The sequence below is a fragment of the Caulobacter sp. CCH9-E1 genome (genome assembly GCF_001556515.1).
Lineage (GTDB): Bacteria > Pseudomonadota > Alphaproteobacteria > Caulobacterales > Caulobacteraceae > Caulobacter.
In genome coordinates this window covers 1-24,338 of sequence record NZ_LSJA01000297.1, presented here as the reverse complement: position 1 = coordinate 24,338, position 24,338 = coordinate 1, and the positions used below count along the sequence as shown (strand labels likewise).

The following is a 24,338-nucleotide window of genomic DNA, read 5'->3' as shown; positions in this document are numbered from 1 at the left end:
GGCGGCCGTGAGAACAGTATTGAGAGCCGAGGGAGCGCGGCGTCAGTGCGCGCTCTGGATCGGCGCGGGTTTCGGCGGCTGAGGCTGCGGGGCGGCGCCCGTCAGCTTGGCCAGCATCACGTCGCGTTCGCCGAAGTCGGCGATGACTCCCTGATTGATCACCATGATGTAGTCGGCCTGGGCCAGCAGGTTCACCTTGTGCGTCGCGAACACCACCGTGCGCTTGGCGGCCTTCAGCCGGTTCATGGCCTCCATCAGCGCCACTTCGCCGACCTGGTCGAGGCTGGCGTTCGGCTCGTCCAGCGCCACCAGGGCGGGCAAGCGGAACACCGAGCGGGCCAGGGCCAGACGCTGGCGCTGGCCGCCGGAGAGCGAGGCGCCGCCCTCCCCGATCGGCGTGTCGTAGCCCATCGGCAGGGCCTGGATCATCTCGTGAACGCCGGCCAGCGTGGCCGCGTCGATGACTTCCTGAGCCTCGAACTCGGTGAAACGGGCGATGTTCTGGGCCACGGTCCCGGAGAACAACTCGATGTCCTGCGGCAGGTAGCCGATGTGGCGGCCCAGCTTCTCGGGGTCCCACTGCTTGATGTCGTAGCCGTCGAGACGGATCACCCCGGCCGCGCAGGGCCACACCCCGACGATGCCGCGCAGCAGCGAGGACTTGCCCGCCGCGCTGGGCCCGACCAGCGCCACGGCCGTGCCGGCGTCGATGCGGAAGCTGGCCTGGCGCATGGTCGGCTGCTGGGCGCCGGGCGGGAGGATCGAGGCGGCCTCGGCCGACAGCACGCCGCGCGGCTCGGGCAGCGGCATGTGGTCGGAGGTGTCCTTCTCCTGGCGGAGCATCTCCTGCAGGCGGTCCCAGGCGCTGCGGGCGCCGAGGAAGCCCTTCCACTGGCCCACCGCGCCTTCGATCGGCGCCAGGGCGCGGCCCACCAGGATGGAGCCGGCGATCATCGCGCCGGGCGAGATCTTGCCCTCGATGGCCAGATAGGCGCCGCCGCCCAGGATCAGGGTCTGGACGATCTGGCGGAACACCTTGATGCCCGACATCACCGCGCCGCCGGAATCGCTGGCGGCCGCCTGCCAGGCGATCTGCTCGTCGCGGCGTCCGCGCCAACGCTCCTGCAGGCCGCCCCACATGCCCATGGCCTTCATGACCTCGGCGTTGCGCAGGGTCGAGCCGGCGTCGTTCTGGGCGGCGATCGAGGCCATGGTCGCCATCTGCAGCGGGTTCTTGGTCGCCCGGTCGTTCAGCACCGCCAGGCCGAAGATCACGAAGGAGCTGATGATCGCCAGGATCCCGAAATAGGGGTGCAGCATCCAGGAGACGATGATGAACACCGGCGTCCAGGGCGCGTCGCAGAAGGCGATCAGGCCGCCGGTCGCGAACTCGCGCACCTGGTCCATGTCGCGGAACGCCTGCCCCCCGGGACCGCGTCGCGTCAGCGTCGAATCGAGCACCGATCGGAAGATCGGGTCGCGCGCCACGCCGTCGAACTTCAAGCCGCCGCGGACCAGAACCTGGGTGCGCAAGGCTTCGAGCAACCCGTAGATCAGGAACAGGAAGATGCACAGCACGGTCAGCACCACCAGGGTGGAGACGCTGCGGCTGGACAGGACGCGGTCATAGACCTGCAGCATGTACAGCGGGCTAACCAGGGCCAGGATGTTGATGAAGAAGCTGAAGACCATGGCGGTGATCACCGCCGGCTTCATGACCAGGACGGCTTGGTCCAGGATGGTCGGCTTCTCGCCGGTGCGATTGAACAGCATCTCTAGCCTTCAGGACGCCGCGACGCATGACGCGGCTGAACTACAGTAACAACTTAGGTCGCGTCTCGACCACGAAATTGTGGCGGAAAGGTGTGCCTAGAGCTGCTCTAGATCACGGCGCCGAGCGCGCCAAGCGTAACTGCCGGCGCCCTGCCCCATAAAAAACCCCCGCGCGGCGGACCGCGCGGGGGTCGATAGTCGAAGCTGGCTCCGAAGAACCAGCCCCCTCCTGAGAGGTTTAGTGCAGGACCAGCGTCTGGCTCGAAGCGTTGAACGAAGCGGTCGACAGGTCGATGTTGCCAGCCAGCTTCACGATGATGTCGGTGCCGTTCGTGAAGGACGAACCGTCAGCCATGTTTTCGACGATATAGGTGTTACCACCGAACTGGAACCAGGTGATGGCGCCTTCGTTCGTCGTTTGGATGGCTTCGTTGGCGTAGTCTTGGAAGACGGCCGTGTCGCCCAGAACGATCTTCGCCGAGGTGAAGGTCTCGGCCGAAGCAGTGTTCGCGAACACCAGGGTATCCGTCGCCGAAGCGTCGGTGATGGTCGCATAACCGCTCGAGTTCGAGACAGCGAAGGAGACGTTGAACGTGTCAGCGCCAGCGCCGCCCGTCAGGGTGACCAGGTTGGCGTTCACCGTCAGGCTATCATCACCGGCGCCACCGATCAGGGTGTCGCTGGCGTGGTTAGCCGTCAGGGTGTCGGCGCCCGAACCACCGGTGATGGTGGCCTTGGCAGCCGCGCCGGCCAGGGTCGAGATCGTCACGCCGCCGGTGTTCGCCGAAGCGTCCACCGAGGTCAGGGCGGTGCTGTTGTAGGTCAGCGCGACCTTGGCGTTGCCGCCGATGGTCAGGGCCTTCAGGGCCGAGTCGTCGATCGAAACGGTGTGCGTGTCGATCGTGGACGCAGCCGAGTCGGTCGCCGTCAGGCTGATGGTCTCGACGCCGGCGGCCTTGATGGAGCCGACGTTCAGAGCAGCGCTCGCCTTGGTCACGACGTTCAGGCTGTCAGTGGTACCCGTAGCGTCGGCCAGTTGAACGTCGATGACGCTCGTGGCCGTACCACCGGTCACTTCCAGCGTGCCGCCGTTGACGAACTTGGTCAGCGTCTCCGTGATGCCCGCGGCGGTGCCGGCGCTGATCACGTAGTTGATGTTGTTCAAGTTCGACAGGTCGATCGACTGAGCCGCAGCAGCCGAACCGAGGCTCAGCTTTTCGAAGCCGGTGAACTTCGTAGCGAAGGTCGCGGCCAGGGAAGCGGTCGCGGCGTCAGCAGCGGCCATACCCAGAATGTCGGTGCCGGCGCCGCCATCCAGAACACCGGTGCTGGACGTGGTGCCAGCGGCCAGGTTCAGGGTGTCGTCACCGCCGCCGAGCGAGATCGCCTTCGTCGGAGCAACGGTCGTCAGGGTCACAACATCCACGCCAGCGCCGCCGGTGTAGGTCGCCTTGGTGCCGTCGATCGACACGGTGCTCTTGCCGGTCGAAGCCGTGGTGTCCACCGAAGTCAGGGTGGCGGCAGCCGTATTCAGCGTCACGCCAGCCGAACCGGTGGTCGTCAGCGTCTTCAGAGCGCCGAGCGTCGAACCAGTCAGGTTGGCGACAGCCGAGCCACCAACCGTCAGAGCGGTCACGCCGCCAGCGGTGATGTTCGCCGCCGAGGCCGAGGTCGCCGTGATGTTCAGGGTGGTGTAGGTAGCGCCGAGGCCGACAGTCGCCGCAGCGTTGGCGCCAACGTTGTCGAGGCCCAGGGCCAGGGTCGTCGCGGCGGTGTTGGTCACCGAGACGTCCGAGTCGCTGTTAGCCAGGTTCAGGGCCGTCAGAGCGTCCGAGGTGACGGACGAACCAGCGCCGTAGCCATTGAGCGTGACCTTGGCGAGGACGTCAGCGCCGGTGATGGCGCCGTTCACGTCGACATCGCCGCCAACGATCGTAGCGATACCAGCTTGGCCAGCCGTCGTGGCGACACCGTCGGTGCCAGCGGTCACGGTAGCGCCACCGGCGAAAGCCGCCAGCGCCAGGTTGCCGTTCGCAGCGCCCGTCAGCGTGACGGTGCTAACGCCGCCCGAGGTCGTCACAGCGCCGGTCGTGAAGCCGAGCGTGTTGAACGCGCCGGTGTAGGTGCCGTTCGTGACCGAAGCCGGACCGGTGGTCGCGCCGTTCGTCAGGTTGGCGAAGGCGGCGGCGACTTCGGCGGCCGTCAGGGCCTTGGCGGCCGTGAAGGTCAGGCCGTTCACCGTGGCCGTGCCGTTCGCGGCCAGAGCCGTGAAGGTCACGGTCTGCGTTTCCTTCGAACCGGCGGCGGCGATGTAGTTCTGACCCGTGACAGCGGCCGTCTGGTTGACGGTCACTTCCGTGGTGGCGTCGCCGCCCGTGATGGCCACGTCACCTTGAGTGATCGTGCCAGCAGCGCCGTCCTTAGCCTGAGCGCTCAGGTCCGACGAAGCGACTTGAGTGACCGTGACGGTCGTGCCGCCCTTCACCGTGATGTCGCCGAGGGTCGGCGAACCAGCAGCCACGTAAGCAGCGCCGGTGCTCGAGACGGTGATCGCGCCGGTCGGCAGATCGGTGGCGGCGCCGCCGTTGCCAACGGTGATCGTACCGCCGCTGTTCTTCGCGGCCGTGACCGAGACGGTGGTGCCGCCGTCGACAGCGATGTTGCCCGTCGTCTGGTTAGTATCCGTGACCGTCACAGAGCCCTTCGCCACGGTAGTAGCGCCGACGCCGATGTTCTGCCCAGCAGTGTTGTCGGTGACGGTGATGTTCAGACCGCCATCGACGCCGATGGCGCCAGTCGCGCCCGAAACGGCGACATTGGTGGTGCCAGCGGCCGTAAGGGCCACAGCCGTACCCTGAGTGAAGTTCAGCGAGGTGAGACCGGTCCAGCTCGAGAAATCACCAGTGAAGCCAACCTGCGAGCGAACATTGGCGGTTTCAACGCTCGACACCGACACGGTCGGGATGCCCGCCACGGCGGTGCCAGCAGCGCCGGCGCCGTTCAGGACGTTCAGGTTGACGGTGTCATTGCCCGCGCCGCCGTTGATGGTGTCGAGCCCCGTCAGGGTGGTGGCGACAGCGCCGGTGGTGCCGTCGATCAGGGCGGTGATCGTATCATCGCCACCCGTTCCCGGGATCGTGTCGACGCCCGTGGTCAGGACAAAGGCCGAACCAGCGCCACCCGAACCGTAGTTAGCGAACAGCGGCACGCCAGCGGCGTTGTTCGCGGTCAGGTGACCGTCGTCAGCCAGGTCCTTGATCAGGTTGGTCGAAGCCGCAGCGTAAGCGCCCAGACCGGCGCCATCGTTGTACTTCTGGCCTTGGTACATGATTTCGCCGATGATGGCGGCCTTGACCGCGAGCGCTTGCTCGTCAGCCGTGGCGTTCGGCAGCACTTGCTTCACGAAGGCCGTGAAGTAAGCGGTCTGATCGGTGAAGAACTTGATGGCGGCGTCGATGTTGACGCCCGCGGCCTTGGCGGCGGCGTTACCGATGATGATGTCGTAGGCGGCGCGAGTGGCGGCCTCGATCGACAGCGAGCCGTACGAAGCGGAGAAGTTCGCCTTGGCGGTCGGGTTCTGCAGCGCCAGCGAGATCGACTGGGCGATGAAGCGGTTTTCACCGTTGAGGCTCGCTTGCGAGCCCGCGCCGACGTTAGGAGGCGTTCAGCGAGGCGAGACCGGCTTCGCTCGGCGCGTAGCCGAGGAAGAACTGATAGGCCTGGACGCTGACGCCCGTGGTGTAGTCCGAAGCCAGGTTGATCACCTTGGCCAGAGCGACTTCATTCGTGCCGCCCGGAGCGTTAGCTTCGGTATAGATCGCTTGCAGGGCAAGCACCTGCGCGCCGGTCGGCACCGTACCAGCGTTGGCGTTCGTGAAGAACGTCGTCAGCTGTTCCATCGTATAAGCCATCTGGCTTGTCTCCCAAAAAATCCCACACCCCCTGCGACCGAACGGCGCGCATGGGAGCAGCGATGGCTATAGAGCAAACGTCATACGTCGACAATAGCCGAAATCACGCGGTACAGCATTTTTCTAACCGGTACAGCATTTTCATATGTCGCGTTCCTTGTACCTGAGCCACGGAAGCGCTATATGGACAAGGAATTTGGCGTCCTTGGAGGCGAGCGACAGCGCTCTCCGCCCGCGGACGGAGGCTTGAGAGTCTATAATGTATGGCAACCCTCAACGTCGCAGCGCCCCGGAGGTTCAAGACCTCCGTCGCGAAGGCGGCCGATGGCTGAAGGAAGCGCGGGAGGCCGCCGGCCTGTCGCAACGCCAGCTCGCGGCCAAGGTCGGGGCCGACTATTATACGTTCATTTCCCAGCTGGAGACCGGACGCGGCCGCATTCCGCCGGATCGCTACCGCGACTGGGCGCGCGCGCTTAACGTTCCGGAAAGGACGTTCGTGCGGGAACTGATGCGGTTCTACGATCCTATTACCTACGATATCCTGTTCAACGAAGAGTAGATCGTCTAGCTTGACCTGCCGGCGGGGAGCCGGTGACTCTTCTGGCGTGGGAACAATCCGCCGACATGGCCGCGCAAGTCCTCTCGTTCTTCCAGCGTTCGCCGCGATACGTCCCCGCTCCGGCGGCGGACTGGAGCCAGCAGGAGCTGGCCGAATTCTATCGCGTCGAGGCCGCCCTGCTGCGGGCGGGGATCCGCGTCGGCACCGACCGCGGCCTGAGCGACGAGAAGGAACCTTGGTTCGTCTTCTATCGGACCGATGATGGCGAGGTCGTCATCCACTTCGCGCGCATCGATGGCGAGTATCTGATCGCCGGCCCGGCCTATGAAGAGATCGCGCGCGGCTTCGACTTCTCCTCGATGGTGCGAAACATGGTCGCGCGCCACCCGCTGATCCGCCGGTCGGATCGCGGCGACAACATCTCCGTCCACCCCGCCGCCCTGCTGGTGGCTGTTGTGGGCACCGCCTTCTTCAAGAGCGGCGAGGCGCGCGCGGCCGAGAGCGGCGCGGCCAATCCGCCGGCCTCGCACGCGCGTCCGGCGCTGCTGTCGTCCAGCTCGAACACCAGCCTGAACGGCGGCGCGGCCTCTCTTCCGCCGGTCGCCGCCGCGAACGCTCAGTCGGCGGCCTATGACACCGTGCAGCTGCCGGCCAACCAGGCGATCCTGGTGCTGGCCGCCGCGCTGCTGGCCGCTGATTTCAAGGTTGAACAGTCCAGCCTGGAGCCCGCCGCGCGCATGGCGCTGGCCGCCAACGCCGCGGCGCTCGATCTCGGCGGAGCCGCCACGCCGGATCCGACGGCGGTGGCCGACGGCGACGCCTCGATCGCGCTGGCCCACGCCGCGGCCGCCGTCAGCACGCCGGCGCAGACCGCCTCTTCGGTGCTTTCGCTCGTCGCCCTGCTGTCGACCATGCCGAGCACGGTTGATCGCATCGACCCGACCGAAACGACGTTGGGCGGCGCCAAGGGCGGCGGCGGCAATGGCGGCAATGGCGGCGATGGAACTGGTCGCTACGACGCCGCCGTCTCGCCGCTATCCGCGCCGTCCGTCCATGACAGCGCCGACTGGGTTCTGAAGATTCGCCTGGGCGCGGGCGCTCTGCCGGACGTCGAGGCTGTCCAGCTGGTGCGCGCCGTGGTCGGCGATACGGCGACGGCTCAGAAGATCGCCGTGATCGAAGTCTCCAAGCTGCCTGATGTGCTGGCCGAGATCCTGTCGCAAAGCACGCACGTGCAGGTGGCGCCGGTCGGTGTTCAGCCCGGGGGACAGACGGGCGACGTCGTCGCCGCGCCGGAAACGCCCAGCCCTTCGGCGGGCGGCGACACCGTTTCGCCCCCCGAGCCCGTTGGTCCTCAGAAGACGACGGCCCATATCGACTTCGTCTCGATCGATCTGGTGCGGCAGGTCATTGATTCCTTCATGGCCCACACCGCCGTCGTCAGCCTTGCGATGGATGGCTCGCAGGTCGTGATGTACGACGCCCGCATCACCAGCGATCCGGGCGCGATCACTCACGTCACCAGCGTGACGTTCGAATTGCCCGACCATAGCTCGATCAATCTGGTCGGCGATCACAGCGCCTTCCAGCAATACTACAGCTTTCTGTTCTAGGCCGGCCTTGGCCGCCCTGGCGGTCTTCGGCTAGGCAAGAGCAAGCGGCGGCCGCAGAGCGGCCACCGGGAAGGATTCACTTGAGGCCCGCACGTCTGGACTTGGCGATCCGTTCCGCCATGAGCGCGCCATCGCCTCAGCCATCTTCCGCTCCCGATCCCGCGCCGCCCGCGCCGCGTCGGCGGTTTGGTTTCGCGCGCCGGCTGCTGGGGCCCGTGCTGGCGCCGATCGCCAGCTATGTGCGCCGCTATCTGCAGGCCAGCGTCGAGCACGAGATCCGCGTGCTGTCGGCCGATGTCCTGGCGGTGCGGGCGCAGCTCGACGTCGCGCTCCAGCAGAACGAGCGCCTGGCCGCGACCCTGGCGCGGCTTGAGGCGCGGATGGCGCAGAGCGGCGAGGCTCTGGGCGCCCTGCCCGGCCTGTTCGGTCCGCGCTTCGACGAACTCGAGATCAAGCTGCGGCCGCTGATCCACTATGACGAGGAGTCCGTGGCGATCCGCATGCGCGAAGGCTACGTCCTGGCGCCGCGCGCCCTGCCGACCTTCGTCACCATGCTGGCCAACGCCACCAGCAAGGGCCTGGAGCCGGGCACCGGCGACGTTCTGCGACGCCTGGTTCGTCCGGGCATGTCCGTGGCCGATGTCGGGGCCAATATCGGCCTGCTGACCCTGGTCATGGCCCGCGCCGCCGGTCCCGAGGGCAAGGTGATCGCCTTCGAACCGGAGGCCACGCCCCGCGCCAACCTCGAAAAGATGAAGCATCTCAACGGCCTGTCCTGGGTCGAGGTGCGCGACCAGGCCGTTGGCGAGAAGGCGGGACGCCTGACCTTCCACGTCAGCGACATCATCGGCCATAGCTCGCTCTACGCCCTGCCCGAGGCCGAGGAGGCGCGCACCGTCGAGGTCGAGGTGGTGCGCCTGGACGACGTGGCGCCGCGCCAGCGCCTGGACGTGGTCAAGATCGACGTCGAGGGCGCGGAGCTGGACGTGCTGGCCGGCATGAAGGGCGTGATCGCGAAAAACCCGGACCTCGCCATCCTGGCCGAGTTCGGGCCCGAGCACCTGACGCGGGTCGGCCAGACGCCTGCCCAATGGTTCAAGGCCTTCGCCGACGCCGGCTTCAAGCCCTATCTGATCGACGAGGCCACCGGCGCCTGCGCGCCGACCGACGCCAAGGCCGCCGCGAAGTTCGTGTCCGCCAACATCGCCTTCGTGCGGCCCGGCGGCGACGCCGAGCGCCGGCTTTTGCAGCGCTAGGGCCCAGCGATGAAGATCTGCTGGGTCACGCCTTTCGTGCTGCGCTCGTCCATCGGCCGAGTCAGCGCCGCCGTCACCGCCGCCCTCGCCGCGCGGGGGCATGAGGTCGAAATCCTACGCTGCGAGGACGTGGATGACACGGCCGAGCCGCTGCATCCGAGCCGCCTGCCCGTCCGCCACTGGCGCGCGGTCGATCTGACGCGGCTTCGGGAGGACTTCGACGTCGTCATCGTCAATATCGGCGACAACTACCCCTTCCACGCCGGCGCCCTGGCGATCCTGGACGCCGCGCCGTGCCTGGGGATTTTCCACGACTTCTACATCTACAACCTGTTCTCGGGCTGGCTGCACCACAACGGGCTCGACTATCGCCGGCACGACGCCGAGATCGTCGCCACCTATGGTCCCGAGGCCGAGGCCGAGGCTAACGCCGTCGCGGTCCGCTCGGGCCAGATGCTCGACATGGGCGAGATCGCCGCCAAGCTGCCGATGACAGAGTGGCTGGCCCAGCGCTGCGAGGCCGCCCTGGCCCACGCCCGCTTCTACGCCTCGCGCCTGGAGGCCGCCTGCGCCGGCCCCGTGGACGTCACCCCGCTCTGCTGCCCGGATCGGGAGACGCCGCCGGGACCGCCGAAGGCCAAGGACCGCCTGACCATCACCACGGTCGGCGTCATGAACCCCAACAAGCGCGTCGCCGACGTGATCCGGGCGATCGGCGGTTCCGAAGCGCTGAAGACCTGCGTCTACCGCCTGGTTGGCCCGATCTCGGATGACGAGCGCGCAAGGCTCGAAGCGGTGGCGGCGGAGGTCGGCTTCGACAACCTCGTCATCGACGGCGCCGTCGACGATGAGACGCTGGACCAGCGTCTCGACGAGGCCGACATCATCTGCGCCCTTCGCAAGCCCGTCCTGGAAGGCGCCTCGGGCTCGGCCTGCGAGGGCATGCTCAGCGGCCGCCCTACCGTCGTGGCGCGCGCCGGCTTCTATGGCGAGCTGCCGGATGACCTGGTCTTCAAGGTCGATGGCGAGATCGTGGTAGACGAGATCCGCCAGGTGCTAGAGCGCCTGGCCGGCGACACGCCCCTGCGGCGAAAAACCGGTGAGGCCGCCCGAGCCTGGGCTCTGGAATCGCTGAACGCCGAGCGCTACGCCCAGGCCGTGGAGAATCTGGCCCAGGTCCAGATCACCAGCCGGCCGCTGCTGGCTATCGGCGAACGGATCGGCCACGAACTGCGCGGCTTTGGGCTGCCGCCCAACGATCCTTCCGCCGCCCGCGTCGGCGCGACGCTTCAGAAGCTGTTCGCGCCGATCGACAGCTGAGCTTACGCGCTCTTGCTGACCGGCGGCGCGCAATAGGCGTCGAGGAACGCCTGGTGCTGCGGCAGGCGGCTGACCGTCCCGGCGATGTTGCGCTTCAGGTCGTCCAGGGCCTGTTTCAGCTGCTGCGGCGGCATCAGGCGGCCCATGGCGTGGAAGCTCTTCGGCTCGACCCGCTGCCCCAGCAGCACCTGTAGCCAGGAGTCGACCTGGAACAGCTCGCCCGGGGCCTGGTAGACCTGGGCGCTCTCCCGGAACAGCTCGATCCGCTGGCCCAGGCTGTCGGGGATCTCCATCTCGCGCACGCGGTCCCAGAACGGGCTGTCGGTCCGTTCGGTCGCCTTGTAGTGCAGGATGATGAAGTCGCGGATCTTCTCCAACTCGTCATCGGCCAGGCGGTTGTAGCGGTCGATCGCGGCCTGACTGATCCCGCCGAAGGGAAACAGCTGCATCAGCCGGGTGACACCGACCATGATCAGGTGGATCGAGGTCGACTCCAGCGGCTCGACGAAGCCGCTGGAAAGCCCCAGGGCCACGACGTTCTTGTCCCAGGTCTTGCGGCGGCGGCCCGTTCGGTAGCGGATCAAGCGCGGCGGGATCAGGGTCTCGCCCTCGATCTCGCCTTGCAGCAAAGCGAGCGCCTCGTCGTCGGACATGAACTCGTTGCAGTAGACGAGGCCATTGCCGACCCGGTGCTGCAGCGGGATCTTCCAGCGCCAGCCGGCGTGGTGGGCGATCGCGCGGGTGTAGGGCTTGGCCGGCTCGGTTGACCGGGTCTGGACCGCCAGGGCGCTGTTGGTCGGCAGCCAGTGGCCCCAGTCCTCGTAGCCCGCCTTCAGGGTCTGCTCGATCAGCAGGCCGCGGAAGCCGGTGCAGTCGATGAAGAGGTCGCCCTCGACCGCTTGGCCGGACTCCATCACCAGCGCCTCGACCGAGCCGTCGGTCGCGCTCTGGCGGACGCTGGCGATCTTGCCCTCGACGCGCTTGACGCCGTCCGCCTCGGCCATGCGCCGCAGGAACTGGCCATAGAGGCCGGCGTCCAGGTGGTAGGCGTAGTTCAGCGGACCGTTCTCGCCGGTGAAGAACCGCTCGCCCTCGGCCGCCTTCAGCTCCAGGCAGTAGTCGCCCAGATCGCCGCCGAACCCTTGCGCCTGGGCCTGCATCCAGAAGTGGTGGAAGCCGCCCATCCAGGTGGATTTCCCGACCTGGCCGAACGAGTGGATGTAGCGATCGCCGACCTCGCCCCAGTTCTCGAACGAGATCCCCAGCTTGAAGGTCGACTGGGTCGCCCGCATGAACTCGGCTTCGTCTATGCCGAGCAGGGCGTTGAAGGTGCGGGCCGTGGGGATGGTCGACTCCCCTACCCCGACCGTGCCGATGTCCTCGGACTCGACCAGGGTGATGTCCAGCAGCGGACCAAGCTGGCGCGCCAAGGCGGCCGCGGCGGTCCAACCGGCGGTGCCGCCGCCCGCGATCACCACCTTGCGGATCGTCTGCTGGGTCATGGCGTCACTCCCTTTGATCTTATCGGTTCAGCCGGTCCAGCAGCTGCGCGCGCAGCCGCCGGGCGGTCATGGCGTCCATCGGTCCCAGCGGCCCACGCGCGCCCACGGGCAGATGCGCGCCGGCCCGGTCGGCGGGACCGAAAACGTAGTAGTCGAACATGGCCTTCCAGGCCTGCTTCTCGAAGTCCGGCCGGTCCCGAAGGCTCAGCAGGCCGTGCAGCAAGGTGTTCATCGGCGTGTCGGCATGCGCCGGCGCGGCGTTCCACCAGTAGTTCATCAGGACGTTGAACGGCTCCAGCGCCTCGACCTGGTGCCACCACAGCGCGGGATAGACCAGCACGTCGCCGGGCTCCATCTCGGCCACCTGCGCTGTTTCCAGAGCCTCGCGGAAGCCCGGATGGGCGTCGAAATCGGGGTTCTCGAAGTCGACCATGCTGACCACCTGGCCGCCGGGCGTCGGTTCCAGCGGGCCGGGATAGAGGTTGGCCACCTGGTCGGGCGGGAACAGGGTGAAGCGCCGTCGGCCCGCGGCGCAGACGGCGATGTTGTTGGACATGTCCCAATGGGCGGCGGCGGTCGTGCGGTTGCCGATCCAGATGCCCGCCATGGGCGGCTGGTCGCCGTAGACCTCGGCCCCCAAAGCCAGATCGTTCTCGGCCTTCAGGCTCGGGAAATAGGCGTCGAGGTCGGCCGAACCGACATAGACGGCCGGCGCGTCATTGAGCTCCTCGACCGCTTCGAGCCGACTCAGGAAGGTCTCGAGCGGCGCGCGCTCGGCCTTGAAGTTCACCGCCGTGCAGGTCTCGTCATAGAAGAACCGACCGCGAACCTCCGGGTCGGCGGAATAGCCGACGACGCGCCCGCCCCGGTCGTGGGCGCGGATGTAATCGCGGGCCGCTTGGCTGGATTCGAGGCCTTTGCGTACTAACGGCCAGTCGCGGACCAAGCCCTTGAACAGCATTGGGGTCTGGCCGGCCAGGATGGCGTCGAACGGGATGTCCGCCGGCGTGGCGACGGCGGCCTCCAGCGTGCGGCGGGCCGTCAGGGCGCTCATGCCAGTCGAGCCTGGCGCCGCGCCTTGCGCGCGATCAGATCCTCGACATTGCCCATCGAGGCGATGATCCAGTGGGCGGCGCGCAGCAGGCCCGACTGGTGCAGCTTCTCGAGGTTCTCGCCCGTGACCGCCGCCAGCCGATCGGGCGCGATGGTGAAGACGTCGGGCAGGTCGTAGCTGGTCCCGTCGTCCAGCTTGATCTCGACGTCGATCGGCTCGATCAAGCCCAGTTCGTCGTAGAAGGCGAACATCGGCCCGGCGATCTCCAAGCCGTCGTGGATCTGACCCAGGGTGCGGCTGACGCCTTGCAGATAGGGTGAGTTGCCGCCGGCGGGCAGGAACACGCGCTCGCCTTCGTCGCGGCTGACGCGCGGGTGATCGAGGTCGACATGGATCATCGGGCGCGGCGCGTCGCCCAGAGCGTCGCGCTGAAGGGCGATGGAGAACGGCCCGCGCCGTTGCACCGCCGGCACATAGCGGGCGTTCCAGCCGGTCTCGTCGAGGAAGAGGTTCTCGTCGCGATCCAGCCCCAGCAGGACAACGGCCTGATAGCCGCCGGCGTCGTCCTTGCGGATCAGGATCGGATATTCGCGTTGGGCCGCCTCGAACTCGGTGGGCAGGATCAAGGCCTGGTTGATCGCGTCGCCGAAGGCCGCGCCATGCCCGGCGATCACCCGCAGATCGGCGTGATCGACATTGTTCAGAAGCACTCGGTTCATCGGGCCCGCACTCACGCTGTCATACGCGCACTTCAAAGGAAGAAAGGGGCCGCCGCAAGCGCGGCGGCCCCTCCTTAAGCTTCTAAGAGACTTCCAGTCTTAGAAGCGGTAGCGAGCGCCGAGCAGGAAGCGGCGGTCCAGCTCTTGAGCGAACCACAGCTGGTTCGGATCGCGAGCGTAGGTGCGCACGTGCTCCTTGGTCAGGTTGATGCCTTCGAACGAGGCCGCCAGCTTCGGCGTGACGTCGTAGCTGATGTTGAAGTCGATCTGCGTGAAGGGCGCGACATAGACCGGGTTCCGCGAACCACCGCGGTTGGTGGCTTGCAGGAACTTGTCACGCCAGTTGTAGGTCAGGCGCGCCGAGATGCCGTTCTTGTCGTAGATCAGCGTGGCGTTAGCCGTGTCCGACAGACCCAGCAGAGCGAACTGGTCCTGCGACGGGCTCGCGCCGTTGTCGAACTCGACGTCGCCGCGCACCATGGTGTAGGCGCCCGAGACGCCGATGCCGGTGTCGCCGAAGAAGTGCTGAGCCGCGATTTCGAAACCGTGGATCTTGCCGGTCCGGTTGTTGATCGGCTTCGACACCTGGAAGTTCATCAGCGGATCGGTGCTGTTCGGCGCGATGTCCACCGCCGCCAGGATCTGGTCGACGAAGGCTTGGTTCAGGTCGCCGCCAGCGATGCGGTTGGCCTGGAACTGAGCCTGAGCCGCCGCCGAGGAGCCGGTGGTCTGCAGCAGGGCCGTCATCGTGAACAGGTTGACGTCGGTCTGGTCGGCGCCGATGGCCGACAGCAGCGCCTTGGCCGTGCCCGAACGCGTGCCGTCCGCGCCGGAGCTGACGTCACGCAGACCAAACAGGTTCTGCGTGAAGGTGCCGGTGCCGACGAAGTTGTTCACGCGCTTCTCGAAGAAGCCCGCCGAAACGAAGCTGCTGGGCTTGTAGTACCACTCCAGCGAGACGTCGAAGTTGTCCGAGATCAGCGGCTCCAGGTCCGGGTTGCCGCTGGTGCCCAGCGGGATGGCCCCGTTGGAGACCGGACGGTTCGGCGTGCCGACCGTCTGGGCGGCGAACAGGTTGCCGTAGTCCGGACGGGCGATGGTGCGGCTGAACGAGAAGCGGCCGATCAGGTCGTCACGGATGTCGACGCTGAAGTCCAGGGCCGGCAGCAGGTTGTTGTACTTGCCCTTACCCGACAGCGGCGAATAGGTGCTGGCGGTGTCGAGGCGGAAGTCGTTGTCGGCGGTCCAGACGATGGCGCTGGGGGTCCGGATGAGCGAGGTCGACGTCACGTCGGTGCGCTCATAGCGGACGCCCGTGACCAGGGTCGCGGGACGACCGGCCAGTTCCGACTTCCAGGTGACTTGGGCGTAGCCGGCCAGGATGTCTTCGTCGACCTGGTTGCGGGCCTGGCCCGTGATGCCGACCGCGTTGCCGCGAGCGACGTACGGCGCCGACATGGCGTTGTAGAGGTCGATCGCGTTGGCCCGGAACGAGACGAGGCCCGCGCCGCTCTGCTGCAGATCGAACTCGTTGAACTGGCAGGCCATGCAGAAGGCCTTGACCAGGTTGCCGGCGTACTGCTGGACGTCGCGCGGGTTCGAGATACCCCAGCTGCCCAGGTCCTGCTGCGTCGAGCTGGACGCCTGGACCATCTTCGAGGTGCGGTAGTTGAAACCGGCGTCGAAGCGGCTGCCGTTGTCGTCCAGATCCCAGGTCAGGTCGCCCCGGATTTCCTTGACTTCGTGCTTCTGGCTGTTGGTCCAGGTGCGAGCCACCTGGCTGCCCAGGTCGCCGACATCCATCACGCCATTGCCGTTGCCGCGCGGGGCCGCGTCGTTGATCGTGATCTTCTGAACCGGAACCTTGCCGCTGTAGTCGACCGAGTGCGACGAGACGATCGGCGCGCCGATCGACACGGTGGTCGAGCTGGTGCCGTTCGGCGAGTCCGGACCGGAGTCGGCCTTCGAGATGTGGCCGTCCAGGCGGACGCGGACGCGGTCGGACAGGTCCCATTCGGCGTTCAGGCCATAGGACTTCAGGGTGTCTTCGTTGCTGCGATACTGCTGCTCGAAGCCCATGTCCTTGGTGCCGCTCAGCGTTTCCGAGAGCAGGACGGCCGTGGCGACGGTGGGGTTGTTGTCGAAGGTGACCTTGTCGAACGGACGGTTGAACCAGTTGGTGCTGTCGTTGCGGCGCTCGAACGACTTGTTCTGCGCGTACAGCACATCGCCCGTGATGGTCAGGCTGTCGGTCGGGCGAAACTGCGCCGTCAGCTGGCCGTTGATCCGCTCACGCTCGCCTTGCGAGAAGTGGTAGCGGCTGTCGTTGGGGATCGCCACCAGGGTCGAGCCGCTGGACGGCGCGCCGGTGATCTGGGTCGCGCCGCCGTTGCGGACGAAGCCGTTGGCCGGATTGTTAAATTCCGCGAAGGTGCGGATGTTCCAGTCGTTCGACGTGACGCTGCGGCTGGTGAAGTCGCGCTTCTGGTAGGCGCCGAACAGGGCGACGCCGAACTTCTTGTCGTCGTCCGTCCAGTTCAGCAGGCCCGAGACTTCCGGCGTGATCTTGTGGCCGAAGTCGTCGACCTTCTTGTCCATGCTCTGGTCATAGACGCCCTTGACGCCGATGCTGCCGCTCAGGCCGCTCTCGCGGGCGTCCAGCGGATGACGGGTCTTGACGTTGATCGTGGCGCCGATGCCGCCCGACGGAATGGCCGCGCGGCCGGTCTTGTAGACCTCCAGCGTGGTCACGCCTTCCGAGGCGAGGTTCGAGAAGTCGAACGAACGGCTGGTGCCGCCCGCGGTGTCCGACGACTGGTCGCCGCCGACCGTGGCGACGTTGGCCGTCGGCATGGTGCGGCCGTTCAGGGTCACCAGGTTGAAACCGCCGCCGAAGCCGCGGACCGTCACCTGCGAGCCTTCGCCGTTGGTGCGGTCGATGGACACGCCGGTGATCCGCTGTAGCGATTCAGCCAGGTTGGTGTCCGGGAACTTGCCGATGTCTTCGGCCGAGATGGCGTCGACCACGCCGCTGTTGGTGCGCTTGATCTCGATCGAACGCTCGAGCGAAGCGCGGATGCCCGTGATGACGATTTCATCGACGGTGGTGTTGGACGTCTGCTGAGCCAGAACCGGGCTGGCGAACATGGCCGCCGTGATGGCGACACAAGAGGCAGACGCGTTCAAGCGACGAAGCCGCTTCATAGCCGTTCCCCCTAATAATGCCCTCTCTGGGGCGATGTTATTGTTACGATCCGGAAGCATTTCCCGGCCGCTCTTCTCGTTCCAGCAGCCTGATGGACAACCAGGGCACGAGAGACGAGTTAGCGGTAACATCGGTCCATCACTGCCGCAATGCCAAAATGACAGCGCTAGCAATCTTTTTTCAAGCGGTTTTTCGGGCCATTCTTATGACAAATGGGCCGCGATTTCGGCGCTCTTCGCGGGCGCCACACAAAGCCATGCCTCGGGCCTTGCCAACAGTCTGACTATTTCAGCGCGGTAACCGGTTTCCGTGCGTAGAAACGCATCGAGACGAGCGTCGGCTCCGACACTCGTCTCGCAAGGGCGTAGGAAAATTTCGCGTTGCGGCGTTATATCAACGCAACATCCAGGGCCGCGCTTTTCAGGCCTGGGGCGCTGACGACCACCCTGCCCCGTCCCGACTGATTCTGCCGGGTGCGGACAATCGCCTGGGCCAGGCCGTTGAACGCCTTGCGCTGAAGCGCGACGTCCGGCTCGTGGCTGGTGGGGTTCCCGTTGCCGACCCCGATCAGGTCGATCGGACCCGAAAGCTCGAAGCGGACCAGATCGTCGGCGCGCGGAACGGGACGGCCCTTGGCGTCCAGGACCTCGACCTTCAGCACCGCCACGTCCTGGCCGTCGGCGGTCAAGCGGACGCGGTCGGCGGTCAGACGCAGGGCCGCTGCCGGGCCCGCCGTCTCGCGACGCTCGCGCAGGACCACCTTGCCGTTCTTGTAGCCGTGAGCCTCCAGCACGCCCGGCGCGTAGGGCACGGACCACTCGACGTGGTGGTTGGCCTTCACCGCGCGAACGCCCTGGCTCTTGCCGTTCAGGAACAGCTCGACCTTGTCGCAGTTGCTATGGGCCCAGACCGCGATCGGCTGGCCCTCGCGGCCTTCCCAGTTCCAGTGCGGCAGGAGGTGCAGCAGCGGCTCGGACCGCCACCAGGCGCGGTAGTAATAGTAGTTGTCCTTCGGGAAGCCGCAGGTATCCCGCGCCCCGAAGTGCGAGCTGATGCTGGGCCAGCGGTTGAACGGCGTCGGCTCGCCGCGATAGTCGAAGCCGGTCCAGATGAAGCCGCCCGCCATCCACGGACGGTCGGCCGCGTGGCTCCACCACTTCTCCGCCGTCGTCGCCCACCAGGGGTGGTCGGTGTCGTAAGCGGGCACGTACGACTTGGCCTCGTCGCGAACGTACTCGCCGCGCGTCGTCACCACGCTGGCGCTCTCGCTGCCGATGATCGGCATGTTCGGGAAGCGGGCGTGGAAGTCGTCCATCTTCTCGTGGCGATAGTTGAAGCCCTGGACGTCGATGACGCCGCTGATCCCCTCGCCGAAACCGCTGTCCATGGCGGCCGTCACCAGACGGGTCGGATCGAGGCGGTTGACCAGGCGCTTCATCGTCTTGGCGACCTTGACGCCGCGCGCGGTCGCCTGCTGCGGCTCCTCGTTGCCGATCGACCACAGGATCACCGACGGGTGGTTGCGGTCGCGGCGGACCAGGCGCTCCAGCTCGTCGAGCGAGGTCGGATCGCTGGACATGCGGCGCGTCTCGTCGACGACCAGGATCCCCAGCCGGTCGCAGGCGTCCAGCAGCTCCGGCGTCGGCGGGTTGTGGGCGGCGCGATAGGCGTTGCAGCCCATCGACTTCAGCTGCTCCAGCCGCCAGACCTGCAGGGCGTCCGGGATCGCCGCGCCGACCCCGGCGTGGTCTTGGTGATTGCAGCTCCCCTTCAGCTTCACCGGCTTGTCGTTCAGGAAGAAGCCATTGGCCGGGTCGAAGCGGATCGAGCGGACGCCGAAGCGCGTGACGAAACGGTCCACTACCGCGCCGCCGACCTTGGTCTCGGTGACCAAGGTGTAGAGATGCGGGTTTTCAAGCGACCACAGCACCGGATTGGCCAGGGTCACGGTCTGGGACAGGCTCTGGCGCTCCCAGGCTGGCAGGCTGCCGGCGGCGGGGGCGACGGCCAGCACCGGCTTGCCGGCGGCGTCCAGCACGGCGTGCGAGACCTCGAAAGCCTGGGCGGCGTCGGATTCGTTGACGAGATCGGTGTCGATCTGGACCGTTCCGTCGACCTTGGCGCGGACGAAGACGCCCCACTGCGGCACGTGCACCGGCGCGGTCTTGACCAGCCAGACGTGGCGGTAGAGTCCCGCCCCCTCGTAGAACCAGCCTTCGCCAAGGCTGGCGTCAACGCGCACGGTGATCAGGTTGTCGCCGCCGATGTTGGCGATGTCGGTGATATCGACGCGGAACGGCGAGTAGCCGCTCTCCTCGCGCTCGAGGACATAGCCGTTGACCATCACCAGAGTGTCGCGGAACGCCCCGTCGAACTCGATCGAAAGACGCTTGCCCGCGTCGCTGGCCGGTAGGGCGAAGGTCTTGCGATACCAGCCGATGCTGTTCTCGGGGAAGCGACGCCCCAGCGCCTTGTAGCCGTGGGCGGCCAGCACATCCTCGTCGTCCGGCTTGCCCGAGGGTTTGTAGTCGGGGTTGTCGACGAACGGCAGCTCGACCGCCCAGTCGTGCGGCAGGGTCACCGGCTTCCAGGCGCTGTCGTCGAAGGTCTTCTGAGCCGCAGCGGCGACCCACCAGTTAGGCGCGTCGGCGCCCGCCTTGGCGTAGGTGCGCTGGTTGCCGCCAAAATCGAAGTCCTTGGCGGGATCGGAGGCGTGGCCCAGGGCGAAGCGCCAACCGAAGTCCAGGGACGAGCGGTCGCGCGGCGCCAGGTCGATGGCGGCGATGGGCGCGGCGACGGCGGCGACGGCGGCCTGGGAAGCGTTGGCCAGGAGGGCTGCGCCCCCGGCGGCGGCCAGGGCCTGGCGTCGGTTGATCTGGGCCATGGAGCGAGCCTCTCGATGAGTCAAAAAAATGGGGAGGAGGCATGCCGCCTCCTCCCCAGCGCAGGGAACGTCGGGGAGGATCGACGCTCTAGAACTTGAAAGTGACGTCCATCAGGTAGCGACGACCATAGGAGTCGTAGCGGCCGATGCGGTTCGGGTCGTTGTCGCGGTACATCCGCAGCGCTTCGTTGGTCAGGTTGTTGACCTGGAAGCGGACGCTGACGGTCTCGTTGATCTTGTAGGACGAGCTGAAGTCGAGGGTCTTCTCGCTTTCCAGCGTCTGCAGATCCGAACCGTTCCAGCCGTAGATGACCGTCATCGGCGAGTGGTACTTCCAGCCCAGGCGCGCTTCGACCGGACCGTTGGCGTACCACAGGTCGACCGTGGCGGTGTTCTTGGCGAGGCCCGTCATCCGCAGCGGATTGTTGGCCGGCGAGAACTCCTTCAGGTTCGATTCCACATAGGCGTAGTTCGAGTAGATGCCGAACTTGTCGAACGGCCCCGGCAGGAAGAAGAACGGCGTCTGGAAGGTCAGCTCCACGCCCTGGATGTGGCCGCTGCCGCCGTTGGCCGGGCTGGCGACCGTGTAGGTCTGACCGCCGAACGCGACAGGGGTCTGCTTCCAGCCGATGTAGGAGTCGACGTCCTTGTAGTAGTAGGACAGCGCCACCAGGGCTTCGGGACGGAAATAGTATTCGGCCGAGGCGTCGAACTGGGTGGCCTCGAACGGCTTCAGCTTCGGATTACCGGCGCTTCCGGTCCACGGGGCCCAGTTGGACAGGCTGCGGCTGGCGCGCAGTTCGTCCAGCGGCGGACGGGCGATGACCTTGGCCAGACCCAAGCGCACGACCTTGCCGCCGCCGAAGTCCAGCTTGGCGTTCGCCGACGGCAGGAAGTCGGTATAGTCGTTGTCGACGTTCGCCGGGACGAAGGCGCTGGCGGTGTCCTGCTGCAGACCTTCGCTGCTGGTCTCGGTGTGAACGACGCGAGCGCCGATGTTGCCAGTGACCCAGACGCCGGCCGGGCCGTCGGCGGCGAAGTTCAGCTTGCCGTAGCCTTCGTAGACCTTCTCCTGAACGGTCCAGCGCTCGGCCAGCTTCTCGGTCGCCTTGGAGACGTCGAAGGCGTTCGGGCCGTAGGCGATGGCGGCGATCTTGTCGATGTCGCCGGTCAGGATGGCCGGAACGTTCGCGCCGTCGCTCAGCTTGTAGCCGGTCAGCAGGTTGGCCGGGATCGTCGCGCCGGTGGCCGTCGGGGCGAAGCTGAAGTTGCTGTGGCTCTTCACACGGTCCGAGGCGCGCGCGCCGAACTGGACGCTCTTGAAAACGCCGCCGGAGAAATCGCGGGTGAAGTCCAGGGCCGCGGCCTTCAGCTCGTCGTTCAGATGCTCGGGACCGTCATACGAACCGGCGAGGTCCGCCGTCTGGGCGAGCGTGGTGTTGTCCTGACCCGTCGTGATCGTCGGCGTCACGCCCGCGCGCCAGTCGAAGCTGGTCCAGGTCGGCCAGGCCTCGAACCGCACGGCTTTCCAGCTGTTGGTCCGCTTGGCCTTCGAATAGGAGACGTCGCCCGCGACGGTCCACAGGTCGCCGGTCCACTTGCCGTTCAGGCCGCTGGCGAACAGGTCCTTGTCTTCGCTGTACTTGGCCAGCACCGTCTTGACCGGGCTGAACGGGAGGCGCGAGGCGGCGACCACCGTGTTGTTGATCAGCGTGTAGGACGCGCCGGGGGCGTTATAGACGTCGTCGTTCCAGCCGACGTTGTTCGCGCCCGTGTTCCAGTTGCCCCACTTGCCGTCGCCCCAGACCGTCTGGTCCTGGACCTCGGTGATCTTGATCTTCGAATAGAGCGCGTCGGCCTTCAGCTCGAAGTGATCGGTCGGCTTGTACTGCAGGCCGCCCGAAATCCCCTTGCGCTTCTGGTCGATGCGGCTGGCCGACATCTGCGCGCCCCAGGGCGTGGCGTCGAGCTTGCCGTCGCGGTTCAGGTCGCTCGAGTAGTCGCTCGCCCCAGCGGGGGGACGCGCGTTGGAGTCGTTGTAGCCCCAGCCCGTGAACGAGCCGTAGCCGTTCTTCTGGCGCTGGGCGGTCGCGCCCAGGACGATGGCCAGGTCGTCGTTGATCTTGTGGACGAACGAGCCCGAGCCGCGATAGCCGGTCGTGCCGTAGTTCGGGATGTCCTTGCCGCCGTCATAGAACACGGGACCGGCGCGCAGCACGAAGGCCGGGCCGCGGTAGTCCAGCGGGGCGATCGTGTTGATGTTGATCGTCGCGGCCACGCCGCCGGCGATCAGGTCGGCCGATTGCGACTTGTAGACCTCGACGCCCGAGACGACTTCCGAGGGATAGATTTCCCAGCGGACGTTGCGGTCCGGCTCGGTCGAGGCGACCTCGCGGTTGTTGATCGTGCCGAGCACCAGACGAGCGCCCAGGCCGCGGACGACGGCTTGGCTGTCGTTGCCGCGGTCGCGGGTGGCGTTGACGCCCGGCAGGCGGGCGATCGACTCGGCGATGGTCACGTCGGGCAGGACGCCGATGTCCTTGGCCGAGATGGCTTCGACCACCTTGTCGGAGCCCTGCTTCACGGCCAGGGCGTCGCGCAGGCTCTTGCGGACGCCGGTGACGACGACCTCCTCGACCTGGGCGGCCTCGGAGGCCGGCGCGGGAGTGGTTTGGGCGTGCGCGCCGGCGGCCATGAGCATGGCGAAACCGCTGGCGGCGGCGAAGAGCATGGGATGACGAGTCATGGTTTCCCCCCTGGAGGAGCGGCGCCACGCTTCGTTCGGCGGGACTGCCCTCGGGATCAGAACGAGTTTGGGCGGCTAATTATCATATCAATCCGACATGACAAGCAGCTTGGCTTTGGTCAGTCGAGCGGGACGATCGACACGCCCTTGCCGACCGCCGCGCTCTTGGCTTGAGCGTCCGCCACCGCCGAGAGCTCGGTCGCCGTGGCGGCCGTCACCGCCACACCCGGCATCAGCCGCGTGCGGTAGGTCCACGCGCCGCCTTCCAGCGTCATCGGACGAGGTCCGACGCCGCCCAGGAAGTCGCCATCGATGAAGCGCGTCGCCTCCCCGTGGGCTCTGACCCGGAACGTCACGTCCACTGGCATGACATAGGGCGCCTTCAGCCAGTCGACGCCTTCCAGCGCCTGGCCCTTGAAGTCGAACAGCGCCGCGTTTTCCCAGTTGGAGCCGACACCCCAGCGAGTCTTGCACTTGGTCGACAGCCACGCCGGCTCCCAATAGACGACCCCGACCCCGCCATTGGCGAAGACCAGCTGCGTCAGGTCGGTCAGGTACTTCTTCTGGCCCGCGGGCGTGGCCGGATAGCCGGCGATCAGCGAGTCCTCGCCCAGCAGGTTGGGCGAGGCGTCGGCGCCGTCGGTGGTGAACGGATAGGCGGTCTCGACCACCACGACGTCCGCCGAATAGGTATGGCGCAAGCGGTTGATGGTCTGGCCCAGTTCGGCCATCGAGCGCTTGGACCACTTGCTGTAGTAGCTGATCCCGATCAGGTCGAAGTCCGTCACCCCCGCCTTGGCGGCGGCCGCGAACCAAGGTTCGATGGTGTCGGGCTGGGCGATGTGCAGCATGATCCGGGGCTTGGTCGCCGAGGCCGCGCCGGCGTCGCGCACCGCCTTGATGCCGGCGTTGAACAGCAAGGCGTTGCGCTGCCAGTTGATCGGCTCCTTGGCCTTTTCCAGGCTGGAGACGATCTCGCCATTGGTCTCGTTGCCAACCTGAACCATGTCGGGCATCAGACCTTCGCGATCCAGCTCCGCCAGGGTTTCGCGCGTGAAGGCGTACAGCGCCTTGGCCTGCTCCGGCGTCGAGAGCTTGGCCCAGGCCTTGGGGGCGATCTGTTTATCGCCGTCGGCCCAGTCGTCGGAATAGTGGAAGTCCAGCAGCACCTGCATGCCGGCCTTCTTGGCCTTGGCGATGCTGCGCTTGACGTCCTTCAGGTTCGAATAGGGCGTCCAGTCCGGATCGTTCCAGATGCGGATGCGCGCGAGGTTCGCGCCGGACTGCTTGAAGAAGGCGTAGGGCTCGACGGTCTTGCCGCCCGCGCGATAGACCGCGCCGCAGTCCTCCATCTCGTTGGCGTACGAGATGTCGACGCCCAGATAGGTTTTCGGCGCCGCCCAGGCCGAGCCGAACGGCGCGGCGAAGGACAGGGCCAGCGTTGAAACGAGGGCGGCGCGGCGCAGGTTCGAGACAGACATATTTCCTCCGTCGCGGCCACTCGGCGGCCGCACAGCTTGAATATTATTTATCGTATAATTTGGATGCAAGGCGGATCGTCTTCCGCCTGAGCATGGATCGGCCAAGCCGGCCGGTCGCGCGCTATCAAATGAAGAAGGCTGATCGCCGCGGTTCGCGCCCGCCCGCATGGATTTCCACGCGTTCTCGGCGCCTTCGAGAAACCTTCACCGACCAGCATGGAACAGCGAAGGGAGCGCCCCCGTTTGAGGTGCTCGCCGCCATCCCGCGGCCCATCCCCCTTTCAGGGAGAGGCGATCATGGTCCCGGTACGACCC

Annotated in this window: 14 protein-coding genes; 4 read left to right on the top strand and 10 right to left on the bottom strand. The window is 66.7% G+C overall.

Features of this window, described 5'->3' with window-relative positions; translation table 11 throughout:
- Positions 1–42: 42 nt before the first annotated feature.
- From AX690_RS16585 to AX690_RS16575, 3 genes are all read right to left on the bottom strand, one after another.
- Entirely contained in the window at positions 43–1,770 is a 1,728-nt protein-coding gene (locus AX690_RS16585) for a type I secretion system permease/ATPase (RefSeq protein ID WP_066680477.1), read from the bottom strand.
- Positions 1,771–2,011: 241 nt separating this feature from the next.
- The gene (locus AX690_RS24305) at positions 2,012–5,176 is read right to left on the bottom strand and encodes a hemolysin-type calcium-binding region (RefSeq protein ID WP_156449710.1); all 3,165 of its coding nucleotides are present in this window, start codon (positions 5,174–5,176) and stop codon (positions 2,012–2,014) included.
- Positions 5,177–5,426: 250 nt separating this feature from the next.
- The gene (locus tag AX690_RS16575) at positions 5,427–5,684 is read right to left on the bottom strand and encodes a hypothetical protein (protein ID WP_066730491.1); all 258 of its coding nucleotides are present in this window, start codon (positions 5,682–5,684) and stop codon (positions 5,427–5,429) included.
- 259 nt (positions 5,685–5,943) lie between these two features.
- Between AX690_RS16575 and AX690_RS16570 the strand changes: the two genes are divergently transcribed.
- The 4 genes from AX690_RS16570 (at position 5,944) to AX690_RS16555 (ending at position 10,432) form a co-directional block, all read left to right on the top strand.
- Positions 5,944–6,243, top strand: coding sequence for a helix-turn-helix transcriptional regulator (locus AX690_RS16570; RefSeq protein ID WP_066680458.1), 300 nt, complete (start codon positions 5,944–5,946; stop codon positions 6,241–6,243).
- Between the two features lie 65 nt (positions 6,244–6,308).
- Positions 6,309–7,856: a hypothetical protein gene (locus AX690_RS16565; RefSeq protein WP_066680460.1), complete on the top strand. Its 1,548-nt coding sequence runs from the start codon at positions 6,309–6,311 to the stop codon at positions 7,854–7,856.
- A gap of 80 nt (positions 7,857–7,936) precedes the next feature.
- Positions 7,937–9,112 (top strand): FkbM family methyltransferase, encoded by a 1,176-nt coding sequence (locus AX690_RS16560; RefSeq protein WP_082769709.1) that lies wholly within the window; start codon positions 7,937–7,939, stop codon positions 9,110–9,112.
- Between the two features lie 9 nt (positions 9,113–9,121).
- A complete protein-coding gene (locus AX690_RS16555; protein WP_066680462.1) occupies positions 9,122–10,432 on the top strand; it encodes a glycosyltransferase family 4 protein in 1,311 nt (436 codons plus the stop codon).
- A 2-nt stretch (positions 10,433–10,434) separates the two neighbouring features.
- On the opposite strand, the gene AX690_RS16550 is transcribed toward AX690_RS16555, so the two are convergent.
- The 7 genes from AX690_RS16550 to AX690_RS16520 all read right to left on the bottom strand — a co-directional run bounded on the left by AX690_RS16550 (position 10,435) and on the right by AX690_RS16520 (position 24,023).
- Positions 10,435–11,934, bottom strand: a complete 1,500-nt coding sequence (locus tag AX690_RS16550; protein WP_066680463.1) for a tryptophan halogenase family protein — start codon at positions 11,932–11,934, stop codon at positions 10,435–10,437.
- Between the two features lie 19 nt (positions 11,935–11,953).
- Positions 11,954–13,060 (bottom strand): cupin-like domain-containing protein, encoded by a 1,107-nt coding sequence (locus tag AX690_RS16545; protein WP_197426890.1) that lies wholly within the window; start codon positions 13,058–13,060, stop codon positions 11,954–11,956.
- A complete protein-coding gene (locus AX690_RS16540; RefSeq protein WP_066680465.1) occupies positions 12,985–13,707 on the bottom strand; it encodes a SapC family protein in 723 nt (240 codons plus the stop codon). Before AX690_RS16540 ends, AX690_RS16545 begins: the two co-directional genes overlap by 76 nt.
- Positions 13,708–13,806: 99 nt before the next feature.
- Positions 13,807–16,971, bottom strand: coding sequence for a TonB-dependent receptor (locus tag AX690_RS16535; protein ID WP_082769708.1), 3,165 nt, complete (start codon positions 16,969–16,971; stop codon positions 13,807–13,809).
- Positions 16,972–17,300: 329 nt separating this feature from the next.
- Positions 17,301–19,796: a beta-galactosidase GalA gene (gene galA / locus AX690_RS16530; RefSeq protein WP_066680473.1), complete on the bottom strand. Its 2,496-nt coding sequence runs from the start codon at positions 19,794–19,796 to the stop codon at positions 17,301–17,303.
- Between the two features lie 88 nt (positions 19,797–19,884).
- The gene (locus AX690_RS16525) at positions 19,885–22,542 is read right to left on the bottom strand and encodes a TonB-dependent receptor (RefSeq protein WP_066680474.1); all 2,658 of its coding nucleotides are present in this window, start codon (positions 22,540–22,542) and stop codon (positions 19,885–19,887) included.
- A 119-nt stretch (positions 22,543–22,661) separates the two neighbouring features.
- On the bottom strand, positions 22,662–24,023 hold the full coding sequence (locus AX690_RS16520; RefSeq protein ID WP_066680475.1) for an arabinogalactan endo-1,4-beta-galactosidase: 1,362 nt from the start codon (positions 24,021–24,023) through the stop codon (positions 22,662–22,664).
- Between the last annotated feature and the right edge of the window lie 315 nt (positions 24,024–24,338).